The organism is Acinetobacter sp. S4400-12, assembly GCF_024129495.1.
Lineage (GTDB): Bacteria > Pseudomonadota > Gammaproteobacteria > Pseudomonadales > Moraxellaceae > Acinetobacter > Acinetobacter lwoffii_C.
This window is the reverse complement of sequence record NZ_JAMXYB010000013.1, coordinates 44,423-68,410: the sequence shown is the minus strand read 5'-3', so window position 1 is coordinate 68,410 and position 23,988 is coordinate 44,423. Positions and strand designations below refer to the sequence as shown.

19 protein-coding genes are annotated in these 23,988 nt (G+C 44.6%); 11 read left to right on the top strand and 8 right to left on the bottom strand.

The features are described from left to right. Positions 1-143: 143 nt before the first annotated feature. Positions 144-1,025, bottom strand: a complete 882-nt coding sequence (locus NI461_RS07535) for a DMT family transporter (protein ID WP_174659832.1) — start codon at positions 1,023-1,025, stop codon at positions 144-146. 596 nt (positions 1,026-1,621) lie between these two features. Between NI461_RS07535 and NI461_RS07530 the strand changes: the two genes are divergently transcribed. Beyond that, on the top strand, positions 1,622-2,689 hold the full coding sequence (locus NI461_RS07530; protein WP_253156875.1) for a putative zinc-binding metallopeptidase: 1,068 nt from the start codon (positions 1,622-1,624) through the stop codon (positions 2,687-2,689). 82 nt (positions 2,690-2,771) lie between these two features. On the opposite strand, the gene NI461_RS07525 is transcribed toward NI461_RS07530, so the two are convergent. From NI461_RS07525 to NI461_RS07515, 3 genes are all read right to left on the bottom strand, one after another. Further along, entirely contained in the window at positions 2,772-4,268 is a 1,497-nt protein-coding gene (locus NI461_RS07525; protein WP_174659830.1) for a succinate CoA transferase, read from the bottom strand. A gap of 114 nt (positions 4,269-4,382) precedes the next feature. Beyond that, complete coding sequence (locus tag NI461_RS07520; protein ID WP_174659829.1) at positions 4,383-5,552, bottom strand: thiolase family protein; 1,170 nt, start codon at positions 5,550-5,552, stop codon at positions 4,383-4,385. A 98-nt stretch (positions 5,553-5,650) separates the two neighbouring features. Next, entirely contained in the window at positions 5,651-7,432 is a 1,782-nt protein-coding gene (locus NI461_RS07515) for an acyl-CoA dehydrogenase C-terminal domain-containing protein (RefSeq protein ID WP_174659828.1), read from the bottom strand. A gap of 312 nt (positions 7,433-7,744) precedes the next feature. Here NI461_RS07515 and NI461_RS07510 point away from each other — a divergent pair, with 312 nt between their 5' ends. After that, positions 7,745-8,374, top strand: a complete 630-nt coding sequence (locus tag NI461_RS07510; protein ID WP_151203395.1) for a TetR/AcrR family transcriptional regulator — start codon at positions 7,745-7,747, stop codon at positions 8,372-8,374. A gap of 15 nt (positions 8,375-8,389) precedes the next feature. Here the strand turns inward: NI461_RS07510 and NI461_RS07505 are convergent, their stop codons facing one another. The 4 genes from NI461_RS07505 to cysK all read right to left on the bottom strand — a co-directional run bounded on the left by NI461_RS07505 (position 8,390) and on the right by cysK (position 12,949). Continuing rightward, the gene (locus NI461_RS07505) at positions 8,390-8,587 is read right to left on the bottom strand and encodes a heavy-metal-associated domain-containing protein (RefSeq protein ID WP_174659827.1); all 198 of its coding nucleotides are present in this window, start codon (positions 8,585-8,587) and stop codon (positions 8,390-8,392) included. Between the two features lie 54 nt (positions 8,588-8,641). After that, entirely contained in the window at positions 8,642-9,067 is a 426-nt protein-coding gene (gene cueR, locus NI461_RS07500; protein WP_151203393.1) for a Cu(I)-responsive transcriptional regulator, read from the bottom strand. Then, positions 9,064-11,751, bottom strand: a complete 2,688-nt coding sequence (locus NI461_RS07495; RefSeq protein ID WP_174659826.1) for a heavy metal translocating P-type ATPase — start codon at positions 11,749-11,751, stop codon at positions 9,064-9,066. The genes cueR and NI461_RS07495 overlap by 4 nt, the downstream gene beginning before the upstream one ends. A 199-nt stretch (positions 11,752-11,950) precedes the next feature. After that, the gene (gene cysK / locus NI461_RS07490; RefSeq protein ID WP_174659825.1) at positions 11,951-12,949 is read right to left on the bottom strand and encodes a cysteine synthase A; all 999 of its coding nucleotides are present in this window, start codon (positions 12,947-12,949) and stop codon (positions 11,951-11,953) included. A 282-nt stretch (positions 12,950-13,231) separates the two neighbouring features. On the opposite strand from cysK, the gene NI461_RS07485 reads away from it, so the two are divergent. The 9 genes from NI461_RS07485 (at position 13,232) to gcvH (ending at position 23,754) form a co-directional block, all read left to right on the top strand. Further along, positions 13,232-13,552, top strand: coding sequence for a helix-turn-helix transcriptional regulator (locus NI461_RS07485; RefSeq protein WP_151206368.1), 321 nt, complete (start codon positions 13,232-13,234; stop codon positions 13,550-13,552). Between the two features lie 210 nt (positions 13,553-13,762). Beyond that, positions 13,763-15,511, top strand: a complete 1,749-nt coding sequence (locus tag NI461_RS07480; protein ID WP_174659824.1) for a SulP family inorganic anion transporter — start codon at positions 13,763-13,765, stop codon at positions 15,509-15,511. A gap of 326 nt (positions 15,512-15,837) precedes the next feature. Next, entirely contained in the window at positions 15,838-17,034 is a 1,197-nt protein-coding gene (sstT, locus tag NI461_RS07475) for a serine/threonine transporter SstT (protein WP_174659823.1), read from the top strand. 44 nt (positions 17,035-17,078) lie between these two features. Then, positions 17,079-17,753, top strand: coding sequence for a YoaK family protein (locus NI461_RS07470; RefSeq protein ID WP_174659822.1), 675 nt, complete (start codon positions 17,079-17,081; stop codon positions 17,751-17,753). 15 nt (positions 17,754-17,768) lie between these two features. Further along, entirely contained in the window at positions 17,769-18,305 is a 537-nt protein-coding gene (locus NI461_RS07465; RefSeq protein ID WP_151203386.1) for a DUF2058 domain-containing protein, read from the top strand. A gap of 196 nt (positions 18,306-18,501) precedes the next feature. Next, a complete protein-coding gene (locus NI461_RS07460) occupies positions 18,502-19,758 on the top strand; it encodes a mechanosensitive ion channel domain-containing protein (protein ID WP_151203385.1) in 1,257 nt (418 codons plus the stop codon). A gap of 274 nt (positions 19,759-20,032) precedes the next feature. Next, positions 20,033-21,889, top strand: coding sequence for an ABC transporter ATP-binding protein (locus tag NI461_RS07455; RefSeq protein WP_151203384.1), 1,857 nt, complete (start codon positions 20,033-20,035; stop codon positions 21,887-21,889). Positions 21,890-22,269: 380 nt separating this feature from the next. After that, a complete protein-coding gene (locus tag NI461_RS07450) occupies positions 22,270-23,298 on the top strand; it encodes an AraC family transcriptional regulator (protein WP_151203383.1) in 1,029 nt (342 codons plus the stop codon). 81 nt (positions 23,299-23,379) lie between these two features. Beyond that, positions 23,380-23,754: a glycine cleavage system protein GcvH gene (gene gcvH, locus NI461_RS07445; RefSeq protein ID WP_151203382.1), complete on the top strand. Its 375-nt coding sequence runs from the start codon at positions 23,380-23,382 to the stop codon at positions 23,752-23,754. Positions 23,755-23,988 lie beyond the last annotated feature (234 nt).

Below are 23,988 nucleotides of genomic sequence, written 5' to 3'. Positions count from 1 at the left end.
TAGTCACGTTGTGTACGTTTAACTCGTTGTTCTCGTTTATGTTCCATAAAATAAGTCTCTTAAGGTGTAAACTTATTTCAGGACGGGACATATTGAATCAAGGAAAAGCCACTGCTCAACAGTGGCTTTTTTATATACAGACTCTAGGCCCAGATCACCAAAACCGCCCCCATCACCACCAGAACCAAGCCCCAGTGTTCAGTACGGGCCAGTTTTTCTTTAAAGAAATAAGCAGAAATCAGCATACTAAACAAAATCTCGATTTGTCCCAAGGTTTTGACTACCGGTACGCTCATCATGCTCATGGCGGTAAACCAACCAAGTGATGCCATAAAACTGCAGATACTAACTTTAAAGACCAACCCCAGACGCTGCCACATTTCTACTAAAGTCTGGCGACTAAAAATGCTCAGATATATCAGCATGCTCAGGCACTGAAAGCTGATGACCATCATCAAGACCCAGGCCGCCCGATGTAAAGTCGGCAAGGTATTCAGCTCCAGACTGGCTTCGCGTACCAGAAGTGAGGTAATTGCAAAACTTAAACCACTTCCGATTCCAATAACCAGAGTTTTGGGAGAAAATCCAGTCACCTCCCGACCTTTACTCAAGAGAAAAACGGCATAAGCACCCAGCGCCACGCCTGTCCAGGCCAAAACAGACAACTGGTCGGATAAAAAGGCAACCCCAATCATGGCAGCCAGTATGGCTTCACTTTTAGCGAGTCCTACGCCAATGGCGTAATTTTTCTGCTTAAAGAGCTGCACCATCAGCGCAGTCGCTAAAATCTGACTTGAGCCGGCAATCACAATATAGATCCAGAATTTTGGGCTAAAATGCACGATATTTTCAGCCGGTTTCAGATCATACAAACTACTGAGATAAAGCGCGGCAAATGGCAATCCAAAGATAAAGCGTGCAAGGGTAACTCCCCAAACATCTACCGTTGTACTTAGCTGTTTTTGGAAGGCATTACGCCAGGCTTGCATAAATGCCGCCATTAAAGTAAAGAAAATCCAGCTCATTGCCCTATGCCACGACCACAAAAGTAAATTAATTCTATGCCTTAGCCCATCGTATGACTAATTAAAAATGGGATGAGATCTAATAGCTGAAAGTTTAATTTTATGGTTTAAAAAATAATTTAAATTTATCAATACGCAAATAGCAGCGACACATAAGCATCTAAGTTGAAGTCTGAGTTGCCGAAGAAAAATAAAGTATGGATAAATGGGCGATCAATAAAACCTTACTCTTTAATAGCTGCTTTATTGAACTCTAAGAAGTTGAGGCTCAAACCCGGCAGAATAATCTTTGTGCATCGAAATAAAGCATTCACTTTCAATCGAATTGGGTAATAACTTAGAGGCTGCCTAAATTTAAAACCGTAAAATTAATTTCATCACCTATCTATCCTTTTGATTTTTAAATTAAAAAATCTGAAAAACATAGCAGATATGACTTTTATGCTTGTCTTTACAAATTATAAGTATCAGGTTTTTGCTGAAGTTTTTATTATTCTTATTAAAACACATATGCCGTGATGCAGTTTGGTTTCTGGAATCACCTCTCTATTTTATAAAGAGGTAAGTAAAGAAGATAAAACTGCAAGGGAGCAGAAATGAAATATTTTGAATGTGCAATTTGCCACCGACAGATCTTTTTTTATAAATCAGTATGTGATCATTGCCTGCTTCCCATCGGTTATGTCGCTTCTGAAAAAGAGCTGTGTACATTCAAGAAACAAAGCCCGACGGAATGGATTCCGGTGGCCAAGCAATATCGGCATACCAGTTACAAGCCCTGTCATAACTATACCCACTATCAGGTTTGTAACTGGATGATTCCCAGCAGTGATGAAGAAGATTTCTGTGAATCCTGCCAGCTGACCCATGTAATTCCCAATCTGGAGAATACAGAAAACCTGATTTACTGGTTCCGTCTGGAAGAAGCCAAGCGCCGTTTTCTATATCTGGCCCTGGGCATGAATATGATGCCGCGTCCGAAATATTCAGAGAATGATCCCTTTGGAATACGCTTTGACTTTATTCTGCCCGAAGAAGATAAACCAGTGCTGACAGGACACTCCAATGGCGTCATTACCCTGAATGCCATTGAGGCAGATGTGGTTTATCGAGAAACAACACGGGTAAATATGGGTGAAAATTACCGGACTTTATTGGGGCACTTTCGCCATGAAAGCGGTCATTACTATTTTAATGTCATGCAGCATTTACATCCTGAACTGCTGGATGAGTTTCGCCTGTATTTTGGTAATGAACAGCAAGATTATAGTCAATCTCTGGAACGTCACTATAACAAAGGCGCACCCATCAACTGGCAGGAGAACTATATCAGCAGCTATGCGTCGGCTCACCCGTGGGAAGACTGGGCCGAAACCTGGGCGCATTATCTGCACATGATGGAAACTCTCGAAACTGCCTATTATGCGGGCCTGCGTGTGCAAGGAAATAATCGAGACCTGGCCAGTATTAATTTTAAGGAATGCCCGATTGGCGGACAGGATTTTGAACATATTTTAGAAAACTGGATTACGCTGACTTTCAATCTGAATGCGTTGAACCGCAGTATGGGGCTAGAAGATGCCTATCCTTTCAAGCTCTCAGAAAGCGTCAAAGATAAACTGCGTTTCATTCACCGCCATGTACTGGAAAAAGTTTTTAAATAGTTCAAAGAATGTTGAAACGACAAAAACTGAATAAAGCCCGTCTTAGACGGGCTTTATTTTACAATCAATGCAATTCAGAATTTTAAGCGATTTTCATTGAACCGGTTTCTTCAAATTGAGCATGCCAGGACAATGCTTCATTTAATAAGTGCGGTGTATGGCCACCACGTGCACAAGCACGCTCAAAATAATCATTCAAACTTTCGCGATAATCCGGATGAGCACAGATATCAATAATCTTGCGGGCACGTTCACGCGGCGCCAGACCGCGCAGATCTGCCAAACCTTGCTCAGTCACCAAAATATCTACGTCATGGTCGGTATGGTCAATGTGGCTCACCAGAGGAACTACCGAAGAAATTGCCCCACCTTTGGCATAGGATTTGGTCACAAAGATGGCAAGATGCGCATGGCGGGTAAAATCTCCCGAGCCACCAATACCATTCATCATCTTGGTCCCCGCGACATGAGTGGAGTTCACATTTCCGTAAATATCAAACTCCAGTACCGTATTAATCGCAATAATACCGAGGCGGCGAATCAGTTCGGGATTATTGGAAATTTCCTGCGGGCGCAAAACAATTTTATCTTTATACTGATCAAAATTCTTCATCACCCGTGCGGCCCAGCCATCGCTCAGGGTCATGGAACAGCCAGAAGCAAAGGTCATCTTGCCGGAGTCGATAAGCTGGAAAGTGCAGTCCTGCAAAACTTCAGAATACATTTCCAAGTTATTAAAACTGGAGTGTTCAAAGCCGGCAAATACCGCATTAGCCACTGAGCCCACACCTGATTGCAGTGGCCCCAGATTTTCCGGTAAACGCCCTGCTGCGACCTCCTGCTCAAAAAAATCAATCAGGTGACTTGCAATTGCCAGCGTTTCTTCATCTGGTTGGTCCATACCAAAGGAAGTATCTGGAATCTCGTTCATCACAATCGCAGCAATTTTTTCAGGCGCCACATGAATCCCGATCGTTCCAATCTTGTCACTGGCTTGTATCAGCGGAATTGGCCCGCGGTTTGGACGAGCTTGTGGCAAATAAATATCGTGAACCCCTTCAAGCACAGGGTTAATCGTCATGTCAATTTCAATGATGACCCGGTCTGCCATTTCGATGAAATTTGCAGAATTTCCGCAAGAGCCTGTTGGAATAATCTGACCATCTTCGGTGATGGCGGTGGCTGCAATGATAGCTACATTAATTGCGGGCAGGTTTTTATGACGGATATTGTCGGCCAGCTCAGAGAGATGCTGATCGACATACATGACTTCGCCCGCATTAATCGCTTTACGTAAAGAAGGATCGGCCTGATAAGGATAACGGCGGGTTATAACGTGCGCTTCATTAAGTTTGCCATCAATCTGGTTCCCCAGACTTGCACCTGTCGCCAAGGTAATATGGATTGGATGCTTCTGTGCATACTCAGCCAATGCCAAAGGCACAGTTTTCGCCTCACCTGCTCCACCAAAACCGCTTAAACCAATTACATCGCCCTCTTGAATGAGTTGTAGTGCTTGTTCTACAGATACCACTTTATCTTGTAATGGGAGCAAACGAATGCGCTCTAAACCGTTCATAAAAAATCTCAAAAAATATAAAATAAACAAATGTTTGCTTCTGGCGAACCAAAAGCATAACTCTCTGAATCAATAGTTAATTTTGCTCATTCGAGCATTGAGTTCTGGACGGACTTAAACCAGTTCTACTGCAATCGCAGTTGCTTCACCGCCGCCGATACAGAGTGCGGCAATGCCCTTCTTGCCGCCGGTACGTTTTAAGGCATGAATCAAGGTCACAATAATACGCGAGCCTGAAGAACCGAGTGGATGACCTAAAGCGCAGGCACCGCCATTGATGTTGACTTTGGCTGTATCCAGATCAAAGGCATCTATTGCAGCCATCGTCACCATGGCAAATGCTTCATTAATTTCCCACAGATCGACTTCTTTGGCATTCCAACCGGTTTGCTTTAATACTTTTTCAATGGCGCCAACCGGTGCAATGGTAAATTCACTTGGATGTTGTGAATGGCTGGCATAAGCCACAATATTGGCAAGCGGTGTTAAGCCCCGCTCTGCTGCAATCTCGCTTGAAGTTACTAACAATGCAGAGGCACCATCTGAAATTGAACTGGCATTTGCCGCAGTAATGGTGCCGTCTTTCTTGAAGGCCGGGCGCAAGCTTGGAATCTTGTCTACCTTGGCATTTAAAGGCTGTTCATCCTGATCAACTGTGACCTGGCCTTTGCGACTGCTGACCACCACCGGTACAATTTCATCTTTAAAGAACCCGCCCTCAATCGCTGCAACCGCCTTGTTTAGTGAAGCAATCGCATATTGATCCTGCTGTTCACGGGTATAGCCTTTTTTGTCTGCCATGTCCTGCGCTAGAATTCCCATTGACAGGCCTGTCTCAGCATCTTCCAGCCCTTCTTGAAACATATGATCAGTGACTTTGCCATGCCCCATGCGAAAACCGGCACGCGCCTTATCCATCAAATAGGGCGCATTTGACATAGACTCCATGCCACCTGCTACCACAATTTCAGCCGAACCCGCTTTGATTGCATCTGCGGCCTGTATCACGGCTTTCATGCCTGAGCCGCAGATTTTATTGATGGTGGTTGCACCCGTAGCATCAGGTAAGCCTGCCTGACGCATCGCCTGACGTGCCGGTCCCTGTTTAAGCCCTGCTGGCAGTACACAGCCCATGATCACTTCATCAATTTCATTGGGCTGTAAACCCGAACGTGCCACCACTTCTTTAATTGCAGCCGCCCCCAAATCTGGTGCTGTGTAGCTAGAGAGTGAACCTTGGAAACCGCCCATGGCGGTACGTACAGCTTCTACGATTACGATCATGATATTCATCCTTCTATTCTTTTTCAGTAATCAGACATTGCAGTGCATATAGACTGCAATGTCTCTCTGGTGACCAGTTTTTTGATCTTTTTTAATCATTAGGCCTGAGCAGTAAAATAATCTTCCGGCAACTGCATGACCAGATCGGCACCTGCCTGAATGCGTTGCAAACGTGCATCCAGATCCGGCAGAACTTTGGCAATATAATAGTCGGCCAGAACCAGTTTATGCTGATAAAAACTTTCCGCTTTTAAGCTGGCTGCCTGACTGATACGTGCATACATATACACAAAGCTGAGCAGTCCCACGGCATGCAGATAGTCTACTGCAACGGCATTGGAGAAATTAGAATCAGTCTGAGACTGGGTAATGATATAGGCGGTAATATCTTCCAGTTTTTGACACACATCCAGAGTCACTGCTTTAATCGTTAGACTGTCATCCAAGCCTTGGGCAAACTCACGAATTTCACTTAGATATTCAGCTAAATACGCTCCTTTGCATTTGGTAGTCTTACGGCCAATCAGGTCAATTGCCTGGACCCCGTTGGTGCCCTCATAAATCTGTGCAATACGCAGGTCGCGAATACATTGCTCCATTCCCCATTCACGGATATAACCATGACCACCGAAGCACATTTGCGCTTCCAGTGCAGAATCCAGTGCTTTATCGGTCAGATAGGCTTTGGCAATTGGGGTAAGTAGCGCGACACGGTCTGTGGCTTTACGTATTGCTTCCGGGTCATTAGAATATTTGGTAATGTCGAGCTGTTGTCCCACATATACCGCAAATGCCCGTGAAGCCTCATTATTAGCACGGACATTCAATAACATACGGCGTACATCACCATGAACCAGAATTGAGTCTGCCGGTTTTTCAGGTGATTTTGCACCTGTTGAGGCACGTCCCTGTAAACGGTCGGTCGTATATTGGGCGGCATTCTGATAGGCAAACTCCGCAGCACCAATTCCCTGAATGCCCATCGACAGACGTTCATAATTCATCATTACGAACATGCCGGCCAGACCTTCATTTTCATTGCCCACCAGATAGCCTTTGGCGCCGTCAAAGTTCATTACACAGGTTGCAGAGCCTTTAATCCCCATTTTATGTTCGATAGAACCGGCCGATACGGCATTTCGCTCACCCAGAGAACCGTCAGCATTGACCAGAAACTTCGGCACAATAAACAGAGAAATTCCGCGCGAACCGGCTGGCGCATCTGGCGTTTTGGCCAGAACCAGGTGAATGATGTTGTCGCACAGGTCATGCTCACCACTGGTAATAAAGATTTTGGTGCCGGTAATATTGTAGCTGCCATCAGCATTCGGTTCGGCTTTGGTTTTAATAATGCCTAAATCGGTTCCTGAGTGTGGCTCAGTCAGACACATGGTGCCAGACCATTCACCTGTATAAAATTTTGGCAGATAGGTTTCTTTTTGCGCCTGAGAAGCCCGGTCATTGATCGCCATGCCGGCACCTACCGTCAATAGCGGATAAAGCATAAAGGAAGGATTGGTACTCCAGATCATCTCGTCTGCCAGCACGGTGAGCATTTTAGGCATGTTCTGGCCGCCCCATTCTTCGGGTGCGCCCAGACCAACCCAGCCACCTTCGGCAAACTGGCGAAATGCCTCTTTAAAACCTGCCGGGGTGGTCACTTCACCCTGATGAAATTGAGCGCCACCGCTTTCATCGGCCGGACGGTTCAGATCCAGAATGACGTTTTTTGAAAACTTGGCCATTTCTTCCAGAATCGCATGGGCTGTGGCCAGGTCAAGATGAGCCAGCTTTTCATTGTCTTGCCAGAATTTTTCAGCCTGAAACACATCCTTTAAAATAAATTCCATGTCTTTGAGAGGCGCACTATAAATTGGCATGTTCAACTTCCTTAAATGGTGATACCCAAATCTGTAGCTGAATATTGTGATAGCTACATGACTGTATGACTTTACTTGGCAGAAAATAGAATAATTAGGGTAAAAAGGGAATTTTATTTAAGCAAACTGACCTTTAGGGTTCATTTTTCTTGACAATCCTTGAGGAAGGATGCGCTCTATATAAGTCAAATACGCTAACTGATGAATAAACATACAGCTTTGAAGCAAAATAACGACCTTAGTTTTATATTCACTGGCAAAAATATTGCATAATCTGGGTCTGTTCTTTTTCGAGACGTATGGACCAAGAAGATGACGACTGTAAGACAGCAGAACTTTCTTCTTCGTAAAGAGAAGATATTAAACATGGCTGAATGCCTGTTACTGGACAATCATCAGGATATTACCTTGAGTGAATTGGCTAGTGAGCTGGATATCGCGAAGGGAACAATTTATAAACATTTTAAAAGCAAGAATCAGCTTTATCTGGAATTGATTATTCGCAACGAAAAAAGAATTCTGGAAATTTCGAAAAATCATAATAACGATATCAAGCACTATGTATCCCAATATATGCTGTATCACATGCTGAATTCTAATCGCACCATTTTATTGCATGTGATTGAGGAACGTCTGACTAATAATGAAAAAAACCTGAAAGAGCTTTTTCAGGAGCTGTATCAGATTCGAGAAGAACGAATTATCCGGATCAAAGACATGACGCATGATTATCTATTGTCTTTAGACAGTGCCATGTCAATACGGGATTATCTATCTTATATCTGGACAGTCACCTATGGAGCTTCACTGCTGCTCAATTCGACCCACTATCAAAAATCAATCGGCTCACGTGAGCGGCTGATCAAGCTGTATATTAATCAGGCGCTGATGACGCCAGATAAAATTTCTTCCATGGAATCAAAAATGCCTAACTTGAGTTAGGCATTTGATCTTATTTTAAGTTGCTGGGACCGGTGGAAAACCATCTTCAGTCAGGGCCGCGACAATTTCAGCTTCGCTACGGCTGCTTTGCACTTCGACCAGTTTACTTTCCACATCAATCGCCACTGTTGCATGGTCATCCAGATCTTTAATGGTCGCTGTCACACTGCGCGCACAGCCACCACAGGTCATATTGTTAATACGGAATTTCATTTCTTTCTCCATTGCATTAAGTAAATTCATTGAGTGTATGCTTTAAATACCGGACTATTTTTGACAGTCTGAACCGGAACATTCGGGCAAGCTACCCTGCTCGATCTGTTTTAAAATCTGGCAATCCGATTCTTCATTGCCAGCACACTGATCTACCGACTGCTGCAAAATATGAATCATTTTCTGCATATCGGCAATTTTCTGTTGTAAACGCTGTATATGCTGTTCCGCCAGCTGTTTGACATCCGCACTATGTCTGGCACTGTTCAGCCTTAAATCCAGCAGTTCTTTCATCTGGGTCGATGAAAACCCCAGTTCGCGCGCATGCTGTATAAAGCTGAGAGTTTTAATATCTTGCTCGGTATAGAGGCGATAACCTGAGGTGCTGCGCTTCGGTTCGGGCAATAATCCGATCTCCTCATAATAGCGGATCATTTTTGCCGAGATCCCCGAGCGTCTGGCGGCCTGGCCAATATTCATGACTGTTCCTTAAACTGGACGGCCTGATAGGTCTTTAATCTTAACGCATTCGACACTACGAATACCGAAGACAAAGCCATCGCACCGGCGGCAAACATCGGAGAAAGCAGAATGCCAAAAAATGGATACAGTACACCAGCTGCAATCGGAATCAAGGCGATATTATAAATAAAGGCCCAAAACAGGTTCTGGCGGATATTACGCATTGTGGCCTGACTTAAGCCAATACCAGTCGCCACATGCTGTAAATTTCCTGACATCAACACCACATCTGCAGCTTCAATTGCGACATCTGTTCCAGTGCCAATCGCCATACCTACATCAGCCTGAGCCAAAGCCGGTGCATCATTAATCCCATCTCCCACAAAAGTCACAACGCCATGTTGCTGCTGTAATTGTTGTACAGCTTCAACTTTTTCATGCGGCAGCACTTCTGCAATCACCTGATCAATCTTTAACTCTCTGGCAATGGCTTGTGCAGTATAGGCATTATCTCCAGTGATCATGGCCACTTTTAGCCCCTGATCATGCAGAGCCTGAATTGCGCTATAGGTCGTCGGCTTGATTGGATCGGCCACCGCAATAATTGCAGCCAGTTGCTGGTCAAGTGCGACATATAACGGCGTTCTGCCCTGATCACCCAATTGCTGAGCCATGTGTTTAAACAGGGCAAGATCCAGTCCCAGTTCCAGCATCAACCGTTCGGCACCTATATGTACCTGATGTCCTGCCACCTGCGCCTTGACGCCTGCCCCTGTAATCGAGTCGAACTCACTCACGTCCAGTAACTCAAGCTTCTGTTGCTGTGCCGCCTCTACAATTGCGTGGGCTATCGGGTGTTCAGACTTGGCTTCTACTGAGGCCACAATTTGTAAAACTCGTTGAGGTTCAAAACCCTCCGTAACCTCAAAATCGGTTAAAGCCGGTTTACCCTCTGTCAGCGTACCGGTCTTATCGACAGCAACCACTTGCGTACGTTGCAAAAGCTGCAAAGCTTCCCCTTTACGGAATAAAACCCCTAACTCGGCGGCCCGGCCTGTACCTACCATAATGGAAGTCGGGGTCGCCAGGCCCATGGCACATGGGCAGGCAATAATCAATACAGCAACCGCATTGACCAGTGCATAGGTTAGATTCGGCTCCGGTCCGAACAGGAACCAGATAATAAAGGTCAGTGCTGCCAGCCCCATCACCGCAGGTACAAACCATAAAGTGACCTTGTCTACCAGCGCCTGAATAGGCAGTTTGGCGCCCTGTGCCTGTTCCACCATCTGAATGATCTGGGCCAGTACCGAATCCTGTCCAACCGCAGTGGCCTTGATCTGCAAGGTTCCATTCTGGTTGACGGTACCGCCAATGACCTGATCACCTGACTGTTTAATGACCGGTAGCGGTTCACCACTGATCATGGCTTCATCAATATAGCTTTGACCAGAGACAACTTCCCCATCGACGGCCACTTTTTCACCCGGGCGGATTTCAATCAGCATACCTTGCTGGACTTCTGCAATATCCAGATCAATCCAGACTCCATTTTGCTGGATACGCGCCGTTTTAGGCTGCAGACCAATGAGATACTGAATAGCCTGCGAGGTTTTGCCTTTCGCCCGAGCTTCCAGATACCGTCCCAGTAGAATTAACGCCACAATAACGGCAGCTGCTTCAAAATACACATGTACGGTTGCCTGTGGTAAAAGCTCAGGCAGGAAGGTTGCAATACAGGAAAAGCTATAGGCAGCAAGTGTACCTACTGCCACCAGCGAATTCATGTCCGGTGCCAGACGCAATAAGGCAGGAATTCCATGCTGATAAAAACGTCTTCCCGGAAAGACCAGAATCAGGGTGGTCAATACAAACTGTAAATACCAGCTATTCTGGGTCCCCAGAGTCTGCAAAATAAAATGATGAAATGCAGGAATTAGATGCGAACCCATTTCCAAAATAAATACCGGAATCGCCAAAGCCAGCGCCATCCACAGGTCACGCTTGAGTTCTGCGGTTTCCTCGGCTTTTTTCTCCTGAAACGCGGCATGAGTATCCATGGTTGCATGACTCAGCTCCCTGGCCTGAAAACCCGCCTTTTCGACCGCAGCAATCAGTTGGGGGAGCAGGCTGCGTGATGCCTGTACACACGCGGTTTCAGTCGCCAGATTGACCTGTGCTCCTTGAACACCTTCGACTTTAAGCAAAGCCTTTTCTACCCGTGCCACACACGAGGCACAGGTCATCCCTTCAATATTTAACTCAATGTGTTCCGCACGGACATGAAATCCTGCCTTTTCAATCGCCTGAACCAGAGTGGAGGTCTGCAGTGAGGAAAGAGCAATGACCTGTGCCTGTTCAGTCGCCAGATTAACTCGCGCATCCGTCACACCTTCCACCTTTTTCAAGGCCTTTTCTACCCGTGCCACACACGAGGCACAGGTCATGCCTTCAATGCCCAGATTCAATTGCTGGGTCGCCACAGCAAAGCCGGTTTTTTCAATGGCCTGTAGCAAGGTAGCGGCTGCAACGGGCTGCTGGCTTTTTACCCAGGCCTTTTCTGTAGCCAGGTTGACCTGTGCATCCGTCACGCCTTCCACCTTTTTTAAAGCCTTCTCTACCCGCGCTACGCATGAAGCACAGGTCATTCCTGAAATCTGCAATTGTTGTTCATACAGTTGGGGGCTATCGACTTTGCTCATCATGCTCTCCACTGGCTCATGGAATATATTTACTTTTATGAGTCTATAGCTTAAACATTCCCACTATGGGAAGGTCAAGTATTTCTCTATCTGGTGACTATAAAAATTAAAACCTGATTTTTAAAATAAAAGACCCGGAAGCTGCTCCGGGTCTTTTACATTTTGTGTGGTCTATTGCAAGTACGATGGCGAAATCAGCTTATTCAGCAGAGATGTCTTCAAACAGAATGGAAGATAGATAACGCTCACCACCGTCTGGTAAAATGACCACAATATTTTTACCCGCGTTTTCAGGTCGTGCAGCCAGTTGTGCCGCCGCCGCCATTGCCGCGCCACAGGAAATACCCACCAGAATTCCTTCCTGGGTTGCTGTCTTACGTGCCCATTCAACGGCATCAGTACTGTTGATGGCAATGACTTCATCGACCAGGTCCAGATCCAGATTAGCTGGAATAAAGTTCGCCCCAATTCCCTGAATTTTGTGTGGCCCTGGTGTCAGGGTTTCGCCACGCTTTGCCTGACCGATAATTGGCGATTCAGCAGGCTCCACTGCCACGGTATATAAAGGCTGGTTTTTAACCTGTTTAAAATAACGCGAAATACCCGTAATCGTGCCCCCCGTACCGACACCTGCAACCAGAATATCCACCTTACCACCAGTAGCTTCCCAGATTTCCGGTCCGGTGGTTTCTTCATGAATTTTCGGGTTGGCCGGGTTTTCAAACTGTTGTGGCAGGAAATACAGATCCGGATTCTCATTGAGAAGACGTGTGGCTTCGTCGACTGCACCTTTCATTCCTTTGGCCGGATCTGTCAGTACCAGATTCGCCCCCAAAGCTTTGACCACTTTACGGCGCTCAATACTCATGCTGGCAGGCATGGTTAAAGTAATATCATAGCCCTTGGCGGCAGCCACAAACGCCAGCGCAATACCAGTATTACCACTGGTTGGCTCAACAATATGCATGCCCGGCTTTAACTTGCCCGACTTTTCTGCATCGGCAATCAGCGCGGCACCAATACGGCATTTCACTGAAAAAGCAGGATTACGGCTTTCAACTTTTGCAAGTACCGTTGCCGCAGTCGAAATTACACGGTTAATACGAACTAGTGGTGTATTTCCAATCGCGTCTGCATTATTACTATATACGGCGATACCGAGATTTGAAGGAGTTGGAAAAGCTGGATCTGTACTCATGAGTATATCCCTAATGTTATAAGTTCAAGTGTTGGCACCATCATACAAGCATTTTTTCTGTTTGTAGATGCCCGATGACTTCTACACAAAATGGCGAGACTTTGCTGAAATAACATTTTTACTATGCATTAAAGTCTGCTTATATATTAACATCAAATACATAACTTTTTTTAATAACTGGATGCATTAAAAATAATAAAACTTAATCTTTTTGAGCAATGTAATCCCCTGTATGAGTTCATATAATCAGGGGCGCTGTAATTTTATAAATGGACATTCTGAATGAAAACCGATCTCGAAATTGACATCATGCGGGATTCAGCACAACAGGTCGTCGCTATTTTAAAGTCTCTGGCTAATACGGACCGTCTGCTTATCTTATGTCATCTTTCTCAATCAGAAATGAACGTCTCTCAAATTGAAGAAATGACCGAGATTAGACAACCCACCCTTTCCCAGCAGCTCATGATGCTACGCAGGAACGATATGGTCAGTACACGCCGCGATGGTAAACAGATTTATTATTCTATTAAAGATCCTCACTTGGTGGAAATGCTGAATACCTTATACCGGCTTTATTGCCCCCAGGAACTCTTGGGTTAAAGAATGGACTCTAATTTAAATTCCTAAAATACATTAAGTTATAGATGAAACCATTTTAAATGGAGGTTTAATCAAACAGTTTTAGACGATCAGGTTTCATCTAGGCTTTTTTACTCATGCTGCGTAAAATTTATCAGCTGCATTTTATTTTTAAGACTTCTTAGCAGAATTTGTGCATAATATATCTATATTTGTGATTTAGACCTTGATATGCCCAATTCCAAGTCCAAACTGCTGCATAAAATCCCTGCTTGGGCTTGGTTAAGCCAATATAATTCAATCAAATTTAAGTCTGATGCACTGGCTGCATTTATTGTGGTGGCTATGCTGGTTCCGCAAGGGATGGCTTATGCAATGCTGGCAGGATTACCACCCATGATGGGTTTATATGCCAGTATTCTGCCGATGATCATTTATGCCTTGCTCGGTGGCAGTTCTACTTTGTCTATTGGTCCCGTCGCCATCATTTCAATGATGACTTTTGCCACCTTGAATCCCCTGTTTGAGGTCGGTTCAGCGGCGTATATTGAAGCAGCCACATTGCTGGCTCTGCTGGTCGGTATCATTTCCCTACTTTTGGGTCTGCTCAGGTTTGGCTTCTTAATTCAGCTGATCAGTCATCCGGTCATTCACAGTTTTATTATAGCTTCCGCTTTACTGATAGCCTTGGGCCAGTTCAAGTTTCTGGTGGATTTACCCTTAAAAGCCAATAATATTCCGGAACTGGCGCTAAGCTTATGGGAATATCTGCCGCGTCTGCATCTGCCCAGCCTGATTTTCGGCATTTGTGCCCTGCTGATACTGATTTATCTTCCCAAGATTTTAAAATCGCAACGCATTCAGAGCCTGATCGGGTCAACTGACTTTCTGGTGCGCGCCGTACCGCTGATCTTGGTCTGTCTCGGGATTACTGCTGTGGTTTTTCTGGATCTTAAACTTCAAGGTATTCAGACGGTGGGAGAAATTCCATCTGGCTTTCCACCGTTGTCTTTTCCACACTGGAACGGGGATCTGGTGATCAGCCTGTTACCGGGTGCCGCCATGATTGCCATGATCAGCTTTGTCGAATCACTTTCCATTGCTCAAGCCACAGCCTTACAGCAACGCAGTAATTTAAACAGTAATCAGGAACTGATTGCACTTGGGGTGGCCAATATCAGTGCCGGAATCAGTTCGGCATTTCCTGTAACTGGCAGTTTGTCACGTACTGTGGTGAATGCCGATGCGGGTGCCAAAAGTCCTATGGCAGGTGTGCTGTCTTCATTGTCCCTGATTATTGTCAGCCTGTTCTTTACCAGTTTTTTCGAAGATTTGCCGCTGACCATTCTGGCCGCTACGATTATCGTTTCCATCTGGAAGCTGGTTGATTTTCAGCCTTTTGTAGATGCGTGGCGTTATTCCAAAGCCGACGGGATTGCGATGTGGATTACCTTCTTCAGCGTGGTGCTGATTGATATTAGTGCAGGCCTGCTGATTGGTATTGTGTCGACTTTTGCCCTGATGTTATGGAGAATCAGCCGGCCGCATATTGCCGTGCTGGGACTGGTAGAAGGTACGCAGCATTTTCGTAATATTCAGCGCCATCAAACCCGGACTTCTGAACGTGTCTTATCCTTAAGGATTGATGAAAACCTGACCTTTTTAAATGCCAATAGTTTTAAAGGGTATCTGATTAATCAGCTGAGCCATAATGATCAGTTGCAGCATGTTATTCTGAACTGCTCCAGTATCAGTGCGATTGATCTGAGTGCACTAGAAATGCTTGAAGAGCTGAATGCTGAATTGGCCAAGCTCAATATTCGCCTGCATTTTGCTGAAGTCAAAGGCCCGGTGATGGATCGTTTACATACCTCCAAACTGTTGACCTATTTAAGTGGTCAGATCTATTTGACCCATTTTCAAGCTATTCAGGACTTGGCCCCAGAAATTTTTGAAGCGCCTCAGGAGGATAATCTTTAAGTCCAATCCTGCTCAAACTCATGGTTAAAATGGACTTTCAACCATGAGTTATTTTATCTTGCATTCAATCATAATTTTAGGTGATTAATATTTAATTGCTATTTATTTGATAAATGAAAATCTGGAATTCTAGGTAAAATAAGCCCCAAAATAGATATTTTACGGACAGAATCGATTATTTTAAAAAAGGTTTTAACTATAATTTCCATTTCATATCAAGGGTTTATTTTTTATCTGAAAATATTTTCAATCCCTTTGAAATTTAAGTATAAAATAGTGCCAATTTTTTTTAAATTTCGCCCTCGTAATTTTCACAAGGCAACCTTATGTTTTCTGCCCTTTCGCGTATAAGTTTAGTCTCTCGAATCATTATCGCCATTATTTTAGGTGTAGCCGTAGCTGTGGTTTTTCCCGAAGCTGCGCCGTCACTCCGTCTGTTGGGTGATCTGTTTATTAAAGCACTAAAATCTGTTGCGCCGATTCTGGTATTCGTTCTGGTCTTAGCTTCAATCGCGAATTTTAAAGTTGGTCAGACCAATGTCGCGATTCGTCCCATCATGCTGATGTATGGTGCCGGCATGTTCTTGGCTGCACTCAGTGCCGTTGTGGCGAGCATGCTGTTTCCAAGCACGTTATTTCTGGACATTGCAGCCCAGGCTGACTTGCAACCACCGGGGAGCCTGGGTGAAATTTTGCAGAATTTAGTGCTGAGCTTTGTGGCAAACCCGATAGTGGCAATTTCGGAAGCCAACTTTATTGGCATTCTGGCTTGGGCAGTGGCTTTGGGAATGGCATTTCGCCATGCTTCGGACAGCAGCAAAACCTTGCTGAATGACACTGCTTCTGCCGTGAATCATGTGATTCGTCTGGTGATTAGTTTCGCGCCTGTCGGTATTTTTGGTCTGGTGGCAGTGACCTTTGCTGAAGCAGGTCTTGAAACCTTGTCCAACTACGCCCAATTGCTCACGGTTCTTCTGGGCACCATGCTTTTTGTTGCTCTGGTGATTAACCCCTTAATGGTGGCGCTGGTCACACGCCGTAATCCTTATCCTCTGGTCTTTACCTGCTTACGGGAAAGTGGCATTACCGCCTTTTTTACCCGCAGTTCCGCAGCGAATATCCCTGTTAATCTGGATCTGGCCAAGCGTTTAGGAGTGAGTGAGTCAACCTCAAGTGTAGCAATTCCCCTAGGTGCGACCATCAATATGGGCGGTGCTTCAGTCACCATTACAGTACTTACTTTAGCCGCAGTTCATACGCTGGGCATCAGCGTAGACTTTAGCACCATGCTGATTCTGTCTGTTGTTGCGGCGGTATCTGCATGTGGGGCCTCAGGTGTAGCCGGTGGCTCCCTGTTGCTCATTCCAGTAGCATGTGGCCTGTTTGGAATTTCTTCGGATATTGCCATACAGGTGGTTGCGATTGGTATGGTGATTAGTGTCTTGCAAGACTCGACTGAAACTGCCTTAAACTCCTCTACCGATGTTTTATTTACGGTAGCAGTAGACCGCGCTTTAAATTGATTTTATATTGATTAATCAATAATTTTTTTGTTAATGATGTTGTTATGCCGTTACAGCGTTTGCCAGTGTGGGTACAGTTGGGTGCGTTTTTACTTGCCCTGAATGCAGGTATGATTAACGTGCTGGGACTGCTGACCGTATTGAATCAGTCTGTTTCCCATATGACCGGTAATGTCAGCATGCTGACTATGGCTTTACTAGAATGGCAGCCAGAAATGATGCTATATCTGGTATTGATCATCCTGTGTTATGTAATGGGTTCTATGTATAGTGGCCTGATTCTTGGAAACAGCCACTTTCGCCTGGGGCGCCTGTATGGCTACCCTCTCAGTCTGGTGGCTTTTTTTATTTTTCTGTGCTGGTTATTACTGCCCTATTTTCCACGGTATGCCTTGCTTTGGGCCTGTGTCGCGATGGGTCTGCAAAATGCCATGGTCAGCCATTATAAAGGTACGATTATCAGGACCACTCATTTATCCGGTGTTCTCACGGACTTAGGTCTGGCTTTGGGCTATCGCCTGCGAAGGCTGGAAGTGGAATCTCGCCGCGTCATTCTGCATGGGCTGATTTTTCTTGGTTTTCTGATTGGTGGTATCCTTGCCAGTTGGACCTATCCTTATTTAAAATTGAATGCATTCCTGATTCCTACGGCGCTCAGCTTTCTGTTAAGCCTGAGTTACTGGATCATCTATTTGCGTTATCGGCATCAACACGACTAATTTCTGGAAATTCTCATGGTTAAAAATGCATTACAGGCACAATTGTTAAAAGCTGGCCTGGTCGATAATAAAAAAGCAAAAAAACTGTCTAAACAGGCAGTACATGAAAAACGTACGGGTGACAGCAGTGAAGCTGAAATCAAGGCGAAGATTGCACAGGACCAACAGGAAAAGCTGGCCAAAGATCAGGCCATTGAGCGAGCAAAAAAAGCCCAGTTACAGGAAAAAGAACTGCAAGCTGCCATCATACAGATGATCAATCAGCATAAAATCCGCGATACCGATGGCGAAATCAGCTACCAGTTCATTGACAATGATAAAATCAAAAAAGTCTATATCAATCAACAGATTTATAATGCCTTGGTGGCTGGCAGTCTGGTGATTGCACGTGACAATACCCAGTATGCTTTCCTGCCTAAAGCATTGGCAGAGCGTATCAATGCCAAAATGGAAGGTTTTATTCTGGTTAACAATTCAGAGAAAAATGAAAAAATTACTGATGAAGAAGATCCGTATGCAGCCTATGTCATTCCAGATGACCTGATGTGGTAGTTTGCTCTGCCACCTCGCCAGAAAACATCTGGAAATATAAACCGGCAAACCTGCCGGTTTTTTATATTCAATGAAACGATGAAGCTAAAAAAGTATAAGACCTAGAGGGATATGTTTTAAAAAGTTATCCAGGATTAAAAAGTCAGCTTCAAAGCTATAAACTCTATCAAATTTTTTAATCTAAGAGAAAGATCAGTTGGAACAGTTTAATTTTATTCAGAACATTCAGGATTGGACAGATCAGTATCCCTGGCTGGAAATGCTGTCTTCATTAAGCATCCTGATTCTATTTGCCCTTATTACCAATTTATTTGCTAAAAAAGTGGTTGTTCGTGGAATTCGTAAACTCATTTCCAAAATGCCTTTTGCCAATAACACGATTTTTGCTCAGCATAGCGTGATTCGCCGGATTGCCAATATTGTGCCGGCCATCGTGATCATGAATGGTATCAGTACCGTACCGCATTTATCAGATAAGGCTCAAGCCCTTATCGAAATGGGCGCACAAGCCTTTATTTTCCTGACCATTGCACTGGCACTCGGCGAGCTGCTCAATATTTTCAACCTGATTTACCAGCGTAATCCAAAATCACGTAATAAACCGATTAAAGGTTATTTACAATTGGTAAAGCTGATTATTTTTATCGTTTGCGGCTTGATGATTCTGGGCACTTTCCTGAGAAAGGATGTATTCACCCTGCTCGCCGGTTTTGGTGCGATGGCCGCGGTGCTGATGCTGGTTTTCCAGAACACGATTTTATCGCTGGTGGCTTCAGTCCAGATTTCCTCGTATGACATGGTACGTATTGGTGACTGGATTGAAATGCCTTCACTGAATGCCGATGGTGATGTCATTGATATGTCATTACATACCGTGACAGTGCAAAACTTTGACAAGACCATAACGACCATTCCCACCAACAAACTGGTCACGGATACCTTTAAAAACTGGCGCGGTATGCAGGAAGCGGGTGCACGCCGGATCAAGCGTTCAATCCACATTGACCAAAGCAGTGTGCATTTCATGAGTGCCGAAGAACAGACCAAGCTGAAAAATTTTATCCTGCTGGATCAGTATTTGAATAGTAAAAGTGAAGAAATAGAAAAATTCAACCAACAGTTACAGCATCATTCCCAATATAACCAGCGCCGTCTGACCAATCTAGGAACGTTCCGTGCCTATCTGGAGTTTTATTTACAGCAGCATCCCGGGATTGCCAAAGATTTTTCTTTAATGGTGCGTCAGTTACAACCGACCAGTGAAGGCTTACCGCTTGAAATTTATGCCTTTACCAATACCACTGCCTGGACTGAATATGAGAATATCCAATCCGATATCATGGATCATATCTTGGCGATTATTCCCGAGTTTGAACTGAAAGTGTATCAGGCTCCTTCAGGTCATGATCTAAAAGAAGCTTTTACTCCACCACCTTCGCCGATTATTCACTAAACGTTTCGCTGAATAGCGCAAGCCTAAATGCAAGCCTGAAATGATGCGTCATTTCAGGCTTTTTATATGCGTATTGTCTGCTGCTTTACCCAATGCCATCAAGTATTTCTTTTAAATACAGCAATAGACATACAACTCATCTAAGCGTTCAACCTGCAATCTAAAGTTTGATTTCGTTAATCATTGTGTGGCAATTTCACCCAATTGCAGACTTTAAAAAATAGAATCCTTTATACTTCCTGAAAAGCAGCATGCATGAGCAAAGAGTACGACAATGTTTCGATGGCTTGAACGGCTGGTGGACCCTTATCCCACCAAACATCTGAATCAGCCCTTGCCTACCCAGTTTTTTCCTTTTGTCTGGCAGGCGGCCTATGGAGTGCGCCGTTATTTACTGATTCTGGTGCTATGTACCGCAGGTGCTGCCAGCTTTGAAGCCGTGCTCTATTCCCAGATTGGCGAACTGGTCAACTGGCTCAGCCGCAGCCAGCCAGAGACTTTTTTAGAAGAACATGCCCGTAATCTTATCTGGTTAAGCTTTATTCTGCTGGCCAATATTTTATTTGCCAGTGCCCAGTCGCTTATCAAGCATCAGATTCTATACAGTAACTTTCCGATGCGCTTGCGCTGGCGCTTTCATAATCTGTTACTTAAGCAAAGTCTGGATTTTTTCCATAATGATTTTGCCGGACGCTTATCTGCCAAAGTGATGCAAACCTCTCTAGCGATTCGTGAATTCTGGGTGATTCTGGGCGATATGCTGGCCTATGTCCTGATTTACTTCATTACGATCAATATCGTACTAGGCGCCATTTCTCCTTTACTGGTTCTGCCCCTGTTATTATGGCTGCTGCTGTTTATTTGTGCTGCCTGTTACTTTATTCCAAAACTGAGTAAAATTTCCTCGCAACAGGCTGATGCCCGTGCAGTGATGACCGGACGGGTCACCGATGCTTATACCAATATCCAAACGGTCAAGCTCTTTGCTCATGCCGGACGCGAAAGTCAGTACGCCAAGTCCTCCATGCAGGAGTTTATGCAGACTGTTTATAAACAAATGCGTCTGGGCGCCCAATATGAAATCAGCATTTTATTTCTGAGCGTGATTCTGTATGGAGGTGTCTTGGGGACGGCGGTCTGGCTCTGGATGCAGGGACAGGCTGAACTCGGCATTATTGCAGCTACCACCGCCATGGTGCTGAAATTGAACAGTATTGCCGAATTTATGATGTGGCAAACCTCTGCTCTGTTTGAAAATGTCGGCACCATTCAGGACGGAATGCGTACGCTGGGACGTAAAATTTCTATTGAAGACCGTCCGGATGCGAAAGAGTTACAGCTCAAGCAAGGAGAAATCAGGTTTGAAAATATCACCTTTGCCTATAATGAAAAACCGGTCATTGACCAGTTTGATCTAACGATTCGTCCGGGTGAAAAAATCGGCATCGTTGGTCGTTCAGGTGCAGGAAAATCCACCCTGATTCAATTATTATTACATTTCTACCAGCTGGATCAGGGCCGAATCCTGATTGATGGTCAGGATATTGATCATGTCACTGAGGACAGCTTGCGTAAAAATATTGCCCTGGTAACCCAAGACACCTCTTTATTGCATCGTACAGTCGCAGAAAATATCAAGTATGGCCGTCCGGATGCGACCGATGAAGAAATGTATGATGCTGTGCGCAAAGCCAAGGCAGAAGAATTTATTCCGAACTTGAGCGACTTACGTGGACGTAAAGGTTATGAGGCTTATGTGGGTGAACGCGGCGTGAAACTTTCTGGTGGCCAGCGTCAACGTATTGCAATTGCCCGGGTCTTTTTGAAAGATGCCCCTATTCTGATTCTGGATGAAGCGACAAGTGCGCTCGATTCTGAAGTAGAAGCGGCAATTCAGAGCAGTCTGGATGACCTGATGCAGGATAAAACAGTGATTGCGATTGCACATCGCCTCTCGACCATTGCCCAGATGGATCGCCTGATTGTCATGGATCAGGGCCGCATTGCAGAGCAAGGCACGCATGAGGAGCTGGTCGCGTTAAACGGTATTTATGCTCATCTCTGGCAGCGACAAACAGGCGGTTTCCTGATCGAACAGCAGGCTCACAAAGCGCCATCGACCGATCTATAATTTTTTCAAATAGCTTTGATTTAAAAGAAATACTGCTTCCAAAGCCGCAGGCCTGATCCAAATGTACATCTTTCGGATCAGGCCTGCGGCTTTGGTTAAGACTGATTGTGATGTCTCTTTTTTTCATTCATTAAGCGGTCTGTTGACATGATTGCCTTTTAATAAAACGGTTTTGATTATTCTGAAAGAATAAATTTTTCTCTTAGATACATGAATTATATAACTTTTAGATCATTTTTTGGCTATAATCAGGCTCATTCTCTAATTTAAGCAGGACAATTTAGCCAGCCTTTGTCCAACAATATGAATGAAAAAATGACTGTTTCATGCCAATATCAGGGCATAAGTAGAAAAACTTGTATGAGTGCAACGGATCGCGCATGAAAATAATAGCCTCACGCCAAGACCAGGGTATTCCTGGTGTATACGGTCTTTTACTCCTCGATGTGATTTCTCGCTGGGGATATAACAGTGAATCATTATTTACACCATTTGGCCTAACCGCTGAACAATTGGCCGATCCTGATTTTCGGATCCCGACTCCTGTGGCCAATGAGCTGGTTAAGCATGCCCTTAAACTGACTGGTGAACCAACACTGGGTTATCATCTGGGTACGCAAATGCGGATTTCGATTCATGGCTTTATCGGCTATGCCATCATGACAGCTCACGATATTACGGATGCACTGGTACTTGCGAACCGTTTTATCCAGTTGCGTATGCCCTTTCTGCAACTATTTTTTTCAACCTTTGGCAGCAAGGCCACAGTACAGTTACAAACAGATATTCAGTTGGAACCCCTGCGTACCGAAATTTCCATTGCGCTGATTATCGGCATGATCAGCATGGCCAAAGCCATTACGGGCATTGATCATGTCTCCGGTGAAATTGATTTTGACTTTAAAAAGCCCGACGGCTTTGAACGTTTCATGGCGAAATTTCCAAATCACCAGTTCCGTTTTGAACAGCCACATTTAATTTTAAGCTTTGATAAAAGCTACTTAATGAACAAGCTGGTCCACGCCGATCCAATTGCCAGCCAGATCGCCATTAACCAGTGTGAAGCAGAACTGTCTGCACTGGGCGAACGGCACCGGATTGCGATGCGGGTTCGGGATATTCTGACACATTCGGAGCAGCACTATCTGAGTATTGAAAGTGTGGCAGATCGTCTGCATATGTCCGACCGCACCTTAAAACGCCAGTTGGCGGCTGAAGGCACTTCTTTTTCAACCCTGGTCGATGAAGTACGCTACCGGCATGCGACCTCACTGCTGTCGCGGACCGACTTTACTTTAGAACAGATTGCCGATGAGCTCGGTTATAGCGATGTGGCCAATTTTAGCCGGGCATTTAAACGCTGGAGTGGTCGTAGCCCAAGCAGCTGGCGTAAAGATCCTTATTTATAAAGGATCATAGCCTTTTGTTTTGACCAAAAAGAATGTATAAAACATGTTGAAAATGATCTTAAGATATTTAAGGAGTTATCAATGAATCATCCTTCAGAACTAAAGTACGCAAGTACACATGAATGGGTACGCATTGAAGGTGATCTTGTTGTGACCGGTATTTCCGACCATGCACAGGATGCACTAGGTGATTTGGTCTATGTCGAAGCACCTGAACTGAATGCACAGCTTACCGCAGGTCAGCAGGCCGGCGTAGTTGAATCGGTTAAAACCGCCTCTGATATTCATGCTCCTGTATCGGGCGTGGTAGTTGAAGTTAATGCTGATCTTGAAGATGATCCAGATTTTATTAATGACGACCCTTATGGCAAAGGCTGGATCTATAAAATCAAACCGGACAATATGGATGATGTGAGCAAGCTGCTCGCCAATACAGAATATGAAGCAGGCTTATAATTCCACTTTTTATAAAATAGTGGTCCATAAAAAAATCAGCTTAAGGGCTGATTTTTTTATATCAGTTCAATGGTATAAAAGTCCTGTGAGTATTCAATTTAATGGATCGTATTAAAATATTATTGTAATTTTCACGTATTTTTCTTAAAGTTCCTATACATCTTGCTTCGCTCCTAGATATGTCGTGCTTATTTATCACAATAATTTTTTCATATTAAGCCCCGCATCTCGCAG